The sequence below is a fragment of the Nitratifractor sp. genome (assembly GCF_015487065.1).
In the GTDB taxonomy this organism is placed as follows: Bacteria; Campylobacterota; Campylobacteria; order Campylobacterales; family Sulfurovaceae; genus Nitratifractor.
On record NZ_WFQN01000116.1, the window covers coordinates 1 to 7797 of the forward strand.

Sequence of the window (7797 nt, forward strand, 5' to 3'; positions counted from 1 at the left end):
GTCCTCATGATAGGGCATCAGCGCTTCGGCGATGCGAAAGATATTGTCTCTGCTTTCGATGACGCAGGGGCCTGCGATGAGAATCATCCTCGTCTCCTTGGGCGTTTGTCTAGCCGCAATGATATCCAAAAGTCCGGGAAACGGGGCAAAAAGTCACCGGGGCTTCATATAGAGGACCCCGACGACGGGGACAGCCACGGTATAAGCGGACTCCAGTCGCCCCTGAGGCGTGACCGCCGCAATAATTTTGCGCTGTTTGCCCCCTTTTTGGTCGATGAGGATATAGAGGATGCGGCTTTGGGGACTTGCCTGCAACCGCTCACGTTCTTTTTGGGCACTTCGGGCATCGGGGAGCTCAATCCGCACTCGGCCGTGACTCTTCTCCGCCCCGACCGCCGGGTACTCGCCGCTTCGGATAGCCGTAGGCGCCGTCACCAGATCGTAAAAGAGGCTCGCCAAATCCCGATCCGTATAGTAATCGAGGCGATGCTGCTCTTTTTTCTCCGGTTTCCCCTTTTTCCAACGTTGACTTGTTTTGATGACCTTTTTGGCTTTGGGATCGATACGGTACTCATCTCTTTTGTGTTTCTTGTGATCCACTACCTCATAGAGATAATAGCGACTGTGCCGGCGTTGCGTTCCTACAATTCCCCGGGATTCCGCCCGGTATTTCCGGTGCCGCGTCAACGTCGCGGCGATCCCCCGGGTCTCGGCGACAGCGGTAATGTGATATTGCTTCCCTGTACGCTCCTCCCGCATCGTCACTTTGCCCAGCGTCCCAAACAGAGCGGAACTGACCCGATACTCCCACACCTCAGCAGCCAAAACCCTGGAGGCAACCACCGTAATCAGCCACACACACATTAGTCTCTTCATCATCTTCTCCCTGCCCTTTCAATCGGCATTGCTTCCATCGTCCATATCATTGTATGCAAGCAGATAGTATACTGTCAATTCAAACAAAAAATTGTAGAATGATTGTAAACCAGAAAAAGGTGAAAGATGGCCGGAGCTATGCCAGTAGCGGAACAGAACGCCTCAACGACAATCCAGCAAGTAACCCAGACCAGTCAAAAACTGCTGACCAGTCTGGATGAGAGCATCTTCCAGCAGATCCAGCCCTACGTCAACAAACTCTATGCCAGCACCTACGGCCGCTATTTTGCCCAGACACTCTTCGGAGTACCGCTGGCCAATATCTTGGCGGCAATTCTGGTCTTTCTCCTGGTGGTCCTGCTGAGGAAATACCTCACCAATATCGTCACCCGTTTTCTGATGCGTCTCGCCGGCAAAACCGAAACCAAATTCGACGATATCATCATTCAGGATCTTGAGGGACCGATCCGGTTTCTTTTTATCATCATCGCCTTCGATCTCTTTTTCCAATTCATTTTTCTGGACAATACCTTTACCCATCTCTTTTTGAGCACAATGATGATCTTCGACCTCTACTGGGTCCTCTATGCCTTGACCCCGGCACTGCAGACTTTCCTCTACGACTACAGCCGCACCAATGAGCATCTCTCCTACGAACTGGGAAAATTCATCCTAAGGTTGGTCCGTTTGTTGATCATCGCTTTGGCTCTGATCAGCATTCTCAACAACTTCGGCGTCAATGTCGCCGCCATAATCGCCTCACTGGGCCTGGGGGGCTTGGCCTTCGCTCTGGCCGCCAAGGATACCGCCGCCAATCTCTTCGGCTCCATCGCCCTGATGCTGGATCAGTCGATCCGCATCGGCGAATGGGTCCGGGTCAACGGGGTTGAAGGAATCGTGGAGGATATCGGGATGCGCACCACCAAGATCCGCACTTTCGAAAAATCCTTCGTCGTCGTCCCCAACTCCATCGTCGCCAACACCAACATCGAAAACTTCTCCCGACGCGGCATCCGACGGATCAAAATGGTCATCGGCCTGACCTACGATACAACCCCGCAGCAGATCCGTGCCATCGTCGAAGGGATCCGATCCATGCTCCAGACCCATCCCGGCATCGCCCACGACCAGACCCTGCTGGTACGTTTCGACCGCTTTGACGACAGCAGTCTGGGGATCTTCATCTACACCTTTACCAACACCTCCGACTGGGAAAAGTATCTGGAGATCCGGGAGGATATCAATCTGAAAATCATGGAAATCGTCCATCAACACGGCTCCGATTTCGCCTTCCCCTCTCAGTCGATCTATGTGGAGAAGCTGCCCGGGACAACGAAAACTGAGGGTTGAGTCGAACTTAATCCGGACTCCAAAGTTCTGAAGTTCCATTATAGGGATCTAAAAACCTCCATCATTCCGGGCTTGGAATACCCATAAAAGCGTAGATCATGAATCAAGTCCAGGATGACAAAGCCCTTGCCGGGTTTTCAAAAACCGCGACAAATGGCACATCAGAAGCGACGCCAGTCCTTCGCGTTTTCTTTTTCTTTGCTTCGTTTCCTTTTTCTTTGTCGCGAAACAAAGAAAAAGAAATGAAGAGAGAAGCCGACGCAGCTTTCCAAAATCGGAAAGTCGGAACCAAAAATTATTCGGCAGCGTTGAGAATATCCATCTTCGGTTGATAAACCGAGGTATTGACATCGAAAAGCCCCAGCAAGGTGCTGAAGAGATTATCCTGGGAGAAGCGCTCTTTGCGGGCCGCCTCCATCAGACGGGTGGTATTGAGCTCCTTCGTGCCGTGACGGAAGCCGGGACCGAACCACATGATCGCCGCCACATGGGTCTGGGCTTCGGGAGCGATGACATAGGGAAGACCATGGAGGTAGATCCCTTTCTCTCCCAACGATTCCCCGTGATCGGCGATATAGACCAAGGCTACCTGGTACTTCTTCTCATAGTGTTTCAGCAGCTTGATCGCATCATCGAGAAAACTGTCGGTATGTAGAACCGTGTTGTCGTAGGCGTTGACCACCTCATCCCGGGTACAGGAGCCCAGTTCGTTGGAGCGGCAGACCGGCTTGTAGCGCAGAAACTTCTCGGTATAGCGTTTGTAATACTCCGGACCGTGACTCCCCATCTGATGTAGGACCAGCAGTTTGTCCCGGCTCGTGTTGCGATCCAGGAACCCCTGGAGATTCTGCAACATCCCCTCATCCCGACACTCGCTGTCGCAGACGGGATTGTTTTTCGGGCTCATAAAGTCCACATAGCCCAGTCGCTTCATTACCCCTTTGGGATCGGAGTTGTTGTCCCGCCAAAGCAGATCGACTTTGCCGGTCCGGGCCAGAATATCCATCACATTCTCCGTCCATTCCGCTTTGCCCCGATTGTAGTGGTGCCGATCGTAGATGGAAAACATACAGGGAACCGAACGGGCGGTATAGGTCCCGCAGGAGCGGAAATCGGCAAAATCGATGACCCCTTTCTCCTGAGCAAGCTTCGGCGTGGTGTTGCGGCGGTAGCCGTTGAGTCCGAAGTGGTCCCAGCGGGTCGCCTCGCCTACCACCATGATCACCAGTTTGGGCTTTTCCCCCGGCTGACGGATCACCTTGGCATCGGTACCAATGACTTTGAGCGTCTTGGGACCGCTGCGCCGGATAGAGTGTTTGACATAACTGATGGTGCTTTTGATCCACCAATAGGGGTTGGTGTAATCTTTGAGCGGACGGTGTTCTCGGAAAAAGGAAGCGTAAAAAGCCCCGGCACTCAAAGCGATCCCCCCGGCGATAAGCATCAGGGCGACAAGGGTCTTGATCTTGGCCCAGAGTTCGGTGCGCCAGGGACGATAGACTACGGGAGCCTTGTAGACCAGCCAGGCGGGCAAAATCCCCAGAAAGAGATTGTATAGCAGCATCTTCAGATTGAAAAGCCCCAACGCCTCTTGAGAGTTGGTCTCTAGTGCACTACGGATCATCGCTTTGCCGATCACGACGTGATAGGTATTCATAAAATAGCTCACCGCCGCGGAGACGATCAACACGAAGATCAGCAGCGGTTTCGTGGTATAACGGGAACTCAGCAGCGTGAAAAAGGCCGCGTTGATGACAAAGAGCAGAACCGGCATGGTCGCCAGATAGTAAAGATTCTTTCCGTGAAGCGGATAGACCTTCAACACTTCGGAAAAGAAGGTGTAGTTCCCGGCAACGACCAGGTAGGCCGAGACGATCAGGATCAACTGGATCTGGGTCAGGGGACGTTTCAACAATGTTTTCATGGCGGGGATTATTTCCAAAATTTGTTAACCGAACGTGAAAGCAGACCTCTTACGCTCCATTTCGCTATAATTCCGATAAGAAAAGTACGAAATGTCTGCTTCCATTTCTCTCAAAAATCAGTTAGGAAATTTACGCCTATGAAAAAAGTAGCGATACTGGGACGTCCCAATGTGGGCAAAAGCTCCCTCTTCAACCGCCTGGCCCGCCGCCGGGACGCCATCACCTCCGATGTGAGCGGGACGACCCGGGACATCAAGAAAAACCTCGTCACTATCTCCGAGGATCGGGAGTTTGAGCTTCTCGATACCGGCGGGATCGACGAGAGCGACGCCCTCTTTTCCAAAGTGGCCGAGATGTCCAAACGCGCGGCCCAAGAAGCCGATGTGATCCTCTACATGGTCGACGGCAAACGCCTTCCGGAGGAGGAGGACAAAAAGCTCTTTTACGAACTGCAGCAGTTGGGCAAACCCATCGCCCTGATCGTCAACAAGATCGACAATGACCGGGAGGAGCAGGAGCGTTTCTGGGAGTTCATCGAATTCGGTGCTGAAAACGTCTTCGCCATCTCCGTCAGCCACAACCGCAAGCTCAATCCCCTCTACCGCTGGCTGGAGCAGTACATCCCGCCGGCGGAAAGCTCCGCCCTCTTCATCGAAACCGATGAGGATCTGAGCCTGGAGCAGCTCCTGGAGATGCAGGAGAACCCCGAAGAGGAGGCAGAGGACAAACGGATCAAAGTAGCCATCCTCGGTCGCCCCAACGTGGGCAAAAGCTCCCTCCTCAATGCCCTGCTGGGCCAGGAACGCTCCGTGGTCAGCGACGTGGCCGGCACCACCGTCGATCCGGTGGACGAGACCGTTGTTCACGGCGATTACGAAATCACCTTCGTCGATACCGCGGGGATCCGCCGCCGCTCCAAGATCCTGGGGATCGAAAAATATGCCCTGGGACGCACCGAAAAGATGCTGCAGGAGGCCGATATCGCTCTGCTCATTATTGACGCTACCGCCGGCGTGACGGAACTGGACGAGCGGATCGCGGGACTCATCGACAAATACAAACTCGGCGCTCTCATCGTCGTCAACAAGTGGGATATCCGGGGCGAGAAGGAGTACAAAGAGGCGATCCAGGATATCCGGGACGAACTGAAGTTCCTTCACTACGCCCCGATCCTCACCGTCTCGGCCAAGACCAAGCAGCGCGTCGCCAAAATCCTCGATCAGATCACCGCCATCTACGAGCGCTACAAACAACGCATCCCTACCTCCCGACTCAACGAAGCGATCCAGCAGGCGATCCGCCGTCACCATGTCCCCAGCCACCACGGCCAGGTGGTCCGGATCAAGTTCGCCACCCAGTTCGCCTCCAAACCGCCGCGCATCGCCCTGGTGGTCAACAAACCGGAGCTGCTCCATTTCAGCTACCGGCGTTATCTGGCCAACTTCCTCAGAGAACAGTTCGATTTCGAAGGGGTCCCCCTGGAGATCGTCGCCCGCAAACGGGGAGAGCGCAGCGAAGAGGATTGAGAGAAAAAACCGTTTCGATATAATCACGGAAACTTTTTCAAGTGACAGGATCGTTCATGCGTGTACTCTCCGGCATCCAACCCTCCGGCAAACTCCACATCGGAAACTATTTCGGCGCCATCGCCCAGATGTTGCGTCTACAGGAGGAGCATCAGCTCTTTGCTTTCATCGCCAACTACCATGCTCTCAGCGGCGGAGCCGATCTCAAGGAACTCAAGCAGAACACCTTCGAGGTCGCCGTGGATTTCCTCGCCCTGGGTATCGACCCGGAACGGACCGTCTTTTGGGTCCAGAGCCATGCCAAAGAGGTGCTGGAGCTCTACTGGATCCTCTCCCGCTACACCCCCGTAGGGCTTCTGGAGCGGGCTCACAGCTACAAAGACAAAGTCGCCAAAGGGATCGCCCCGAGTCATGCGCTCTTCAGCTATCCGGTGCTGATGGCCGCCGATATCCTCCTCTACGATGCCGAAAAGGTCCCGGTAGGCAAGGACCAGATCCAGCATCTGGAGATGACCCGGGATATCGCCATCAAGTTCAACAACGAACACGGTGAGATCTTCACCGTCCCCGAAGCACTCGTGGAGGAGTCGGTCGCCGTGGTCCCCGGGATCGACGGCGCCAAGATGTCCAAGAGCTACGGCAACACCATCGAAATCTTTATGGAGGAGAAGCCGCTTCAGAAACGCTGCAACAAGATCGTGACCGACTCCACGCCCCTGGGAGAACCCCTCGATCCCGAAAGCTGCAACGTCTACGCCCTGGCGAGCCTCTTTTTGGATGAAAAAGGGCGCGAAGAGCTAGCCGAACGCTACCGCAGCGGTGAATTCGGCTACGGCCACTTCAAAAAGGAGCTCAAAGAGCTGATCTGGGACCACTTCGCCGAAGCGCGACAGAAACGGGCCTACTATCTGGAGCATCCCGAAGAGGTCTTCGCCATCCTCGAAACCGGCGCCGGCAGAGCCCGGTCCATCGCCGAGGAGAAGATCGCCGTGGTCCGGGATGCGGTAGGCATCCTCTGATCCCAAGGGAGCTTTGTTGAAAGATATCAAGGTCGTCTTCCGCCGTCTGATCCTCCCCTACTGGAAAGATTACATCCCCTACTTCGCCCTGGCGATCTTCGGAACGATCCTCTCCGCCGTGGGAGCCTCCGCCTCCGCCTATCTGGTCAAACCGGTCCTGGACAAGATCTTCATCGCCAAGGATGTCCAGGCACTTCATCTGCTCCCCTACGCCATTATCCTCGTCTACGCCATGAAAGGGGTGGGGAAATATATCCAGGTCTACTACTCGGCCCTCATCGGCCAGGATATCATCCGCCGGGTCCGCAACCGGATGCTCGAAACACTTCTTTCACTTGACCTGAGCTTCTTCCACCGCTTCCGCTCCGGAGAACTGATCAGCCGCAATATCAATGACGTAGGGCAGATCCGCAATATCGTTTCGACGCTTTTACCGGAGTTTGCCCGCCAGATCCTCATCACACTGGGACTCCTGGGCGTCGTGATCTATCAGAGCCCCAAACTCGCCTTCATCGCCCTGGTGGGGATGCCCCTGGTCGTTTTACCCCTCAGGGTGATCGCCAAAAAACTCAAAAAGCTCTCCCACCGCTCCCAGGAGAAGACCTCCGATATTACCGCTAGACTCAGCGAAATCTTTCACAATATCGAAGTGATCAAAGCCCGCAACGCCGAAAGGTTCGAACATGAAAAGTTTGCCAAAGAGAACATGGAGTATTTCCGCCTCAATATGAAAACGGTCAAAACTTCCCAGCTGACCGATCCTCTGATGGAGACCATCGGCGCCGCCGGGGCCGCCCTGGTGATCGTCGTAGGAGGGCATCAGGTGATCAACGATCAGATGACCGTAGGAAGTTTCTTCTCTTTTCTGACAGCGCTTTTTATGCTCTATACGCCGATCAAACGGATTACCAATATCTACAATCAACTCCAAAACGCCGTCGCCGCCAGTGAACGGATCCTCTTCCTGCTGGATCAAAAGCCCTCCATCACCGCCCAGGGCGATTCAAAAGTGGGAGAGGCCAACGAACTGATCTTCGACCGGGTCTCCCTGAAGTACGACGACAAAGAGGCCCTCAAAGCAATCAGCTTCCGGGTAAAAAA

The 7797-nt window shown here is 54.5% G+C and carries 7 protein-coding genes and 1 pseudogene; 5 read left to right on the forward strand and 3 right to left on the reverse strand.

Annotated elements, in window-relative coordinates; translation table 11 throughout:
* A pseudogene (locus F8I07_RS06115) lies at positions 1-87 on the reverse strand (3-deoxy-8-phosphooctulonate synthase); the annotation flags it as partial.
* 66 nt (positions 88-153) lie between these two features.
* Positions 154-876: a DUF3108 domain-containing protein gene (locus tag F8I07_RS06120; protein ID WP_292657089.1), complete on the reverse strand. Its 723-nt coding sequence runs from the start codon at positions 874-876 to the stop codon at positions 154-156.
* A 126-nt stretch (positions 877-1002) separates the two neighbouring features.
* Between F8I07_RS06120 and F8I07_RS06125 the strand changes: the two genes are divergently transcribed.
* Complete coding sequence (locus F8I07_RS06125) at positions 1003-2226, forward strand: mechanosensitive ion channel family protein (protein ID WP_292657092.1); 1224 nt, start codon at positions 1003-1005, stop codon at positions 2224-2226.
* Between the two features lie 98 nt (positions 2227-2324).
* The gene (locus F8I07_RS06130) at positions 2325-2558 is read left to right on the forward strand and encodes a hypothetical protein (protein ID WP_292657095.1); all 234 of its coding nucleotides are present in this window, start codon (positions 2325-2327) and stop codon (positions 2556-2558) included.
* On the opposite strand, the gene F8I07_RS06135 is transcribed toward F8I07_RS06130, so the two are convergent.
* Positions 2522-4150 carry a phosphoethanolamine transferase gene (locus tag F8I07_RS06135; protein ID WP_292657098.1) on the reverse strand — a complete coding sequence of 543 codons (1629 nt, stop codon included), beginning with the start codon at positions 4148-4150 and terminating at the stop codon, positions 2522-2524. The genes F8I07_RS06130 and F8I07_RS06135 overlap by 37 nt on opposite strands.
* Positions 4151-4288: 138 nt before the next feature.
* Here F8I07_RS06135 and der point away from each other — a divergent pair, with 138 nt between their 5' ends.
* From der to F8I07_RS06150, 3 genes are all read left to right on the forward strand, one after another.
* Positions 4289-5677, forward strand: coding sequence for a ribosome biogenesis GTPase Der (gene der / locus F8I07_RS06140; RefSeq protein ID WP_292657101.1), 1389 nt, complete (start codon positions 4289-4291; stop codon positions 5675-5677).
* Between the two features lie 56 nt (positions 5678-5733).
* On the forward strand, positions 5734-6696 hold the full coding sequence (gene trpS, locus F8I07_RS06145) for a tryptophan--tRNA ligase (RefSeq protein ID WP_292657105.1): 963 nt from the start codon (positions 5734-5736) through the stop codon (positions 6694-6696).
* 16 nt (positions 6697-6712) lie between these two features.
* Positions 6713-7797, forward strand: a 1085-nt coding sequence (locus F8I07_RS06150) for an ABC transporter transmembrane domain-containing protein (RefSeq protein WP_292657108.1), incomplete at its 3' end; no start/stop codon positions are given.